This is a genomic window from Ohtaekwangia sp. (assembly GCF_036568665.1).
In the GTDB taxonomy this organism is placed as follows: Bacteria; Bacteroidota; Bacteroidia; order Cytophagales; family Cyclobacteriaceae; genus Ohtaekwangia.
In genome coordinates, this window is record NZ_DATCSD010000494.1 from 1 (window position 1) to 2,344 (window position 2,344).

General features: G+C 43.9%; 2 protein-coding genes. Both read left to right on the forward strand.

The features are described 5' to 3' along the window. Nucleotides 1-523: HAMP domain-containing sensor histidine kinase (locus VIN08_RS28595; protein ID WP_331973190.1), on the forward strand; the 523-nt coding region annotated here is incomplete at its 5' end. A 246-nt stretch (nt 524-769) separates the two neighbouring features. Next, on the forward strand, nt 770-2,344 hold a 1,575-nt coding region (locus VIN08_RS28600; RefSeq protein WP_331973192.1), incomplete at its 3' end, for an ABC-F family ATP-binding cassette domain-containing protein.

A 2,344-nucleotide genomic window follows, 5' to 3' on the forward strand; every position in this document is an offset into this window, starting at 1 on the left:
CAAACGCAAATGGACGTTCGATAAGATTAACACCACAGCACTTATTCAGAAAAATATAGCGCTATACCAAACCATGGCCGAGAGCAAAGGTATAAAACTGCAGTTCCATCCTATAGGTGAGCTATATGGCTATGGCGATTATTATGCCATTGATACAGTGGTGCGCAACTTGTTATCCAACAGTATCAAATTCAGTCATACCAATAAAAGTGTCTATATATCCGTTTGCCGCGAAGAGAATATGTTGTTAATCTCGGTGAAAGATCACGGTGTAGGTATTCCGCACGAGATACAGGATAAACTTTTTACACTCAATGAAAACGTTCGGCAACCCGGCACCAATAACGAAAAAGGTACAGGCCTCGGCCTTACACTCTGCAAAGAACTGATCCGCGAAAACAAAGGCGACATTTATGTAAAGAGCTCCCCGGGCGAAGGCAGCGAATTTACGGTAGTGATGCCTGAGTATACCCACTATGCAGAATCCATAACTTCTTCCGAATTAAAGACCGCTGATTTCTGAAATTATCAGAATTGAAAATGCACACTCTATTCCCACTCACACACGTCTAGCAGCTCGTAACTAGCAGCTCACAGCTTTTTTGAATATCGAACAAGGAACATCGATTAACGAATGTCGAAGTACAAAAGTCTGGAAGACAGAAAGTCCGAAAGCACCTCCTACTCACGATTAACAATTAACGGTTAACGAATACCGGGGCCTTGAACCTCTAAACATAAATCATATCTTTGCGGCTTATTTAAAAGTATGATTTCAGTAGATGCGGTTAGTGTAGAGTTCAACGGTTCAGCGCTCTTCAGCAATATTACCTTTAACATTAATGAAAACGACCGGATTGCTCTTATGGGCAAGAATGGTGCAGGCAAATCAACCCTGCTCAAGATCATAGCCGGTGTAAACAAACCAACCCGCGGAAAAGTATCGGCACCGAAAGATGCCGTGATCGCCTACCTCCCGCAGCACTTGCTTACAGAAGATAATTGCACCGTGTTTGAAGAAGCATCCAAAGCTTTCTCCAAGATATTGGATATGAAGAAGCAGATGGATGAGCTGAACAAGCAACTGGAAGTACGTACCGATTACGAATCAGAAGAATATTCCAAGATCATTGAGCAGGTATCGGAGCTCAGCGAGAAATACTATTCCATTGAAGAGATCAACTTTGATGCAGAAGTAGAGAAGACATTGATGGGGCTCGGTTTTCTTCGCTCGGACTTTACCCGTCCTACAAATGAATTTAGCGGTGGATGGCGCATGCGTATAGAGCTTGCAAAAATTCTGCTGCAGAAGCCTGATCTCATTCTGCTCGATGAACCGACCAATCACATGGACATCGAGTCTATACAATGGCTGGAGGATTTTCTGATCAACAATGCAAAAGCCGTAATTGTGATCAGTCACGATAAAACATTTGTTGATAATCTTACCAATCGCACCATTGAAGTAACGATGGGTCGCATCTACGATTACAAAACAAACTATACGCACTACCTGCAACTGCGCAAGGAAAGACGTGAGCAACAGCAAAAACAATTTGACGATCAACAGAAACAGATCGCTGATATACAAGAGTTTATTGAACGCTTTAAAGGAACTTACTCGAAGACACTCCAGGTACAATCGCGGGTAAAGATGCTGGAGAAGATCGAGATTATACAGGTAGATGAAGTAGATACCTCGGCACTTAACCTGAAGTTCCCTCCTGCTCCGCGGTCAGGTAGCTATCCCGTTATTGTGGAAGCACTCACCAAAAAGTATGGCGACCACACCGTATTCAATGATGTATCGCTTACTATTGCGCGTGGAGAGAAGATTGCTTTTGTCGGCAAGAACGGTGAAGGTAAATCTACATTGGTAAAAGCGATTATGGGCGAGATCGACTTTGATGGAAAAGTACAGGTGGGCCACAACAGCATGATTGGTTACTTTGCACAGAACCAGGCTTCGTTGCTGGATGGTGAGCTGACGGTATTCCAGACGATCGATCAGATTGCTGAAGGCGATGTGCGCAGCAAGATCAAAGATATACTGGGTGCGTTCATGTTCAGTGGCGATACGATCGACAAGAAAGTAAAATATCTCTCCGGTGGTGAGCGCACACGTCTTGCCATGATCAAGCTGTTGCTGCAACCGGTAAACCTGCTGATACTCGATGAACCTACCAACCACCTGGATATAAAGACCAAGGACATTCTGAAAGATGCACTACGGGCATTTGATGGTACGCTAATTCTTGTATCGCACGATCGCGACTTCCTTGATGGACTTGCCAATAAAGTATTTGAGTTTGGTAACAAGCGTGTGAAGGAACACTTTGAAGAC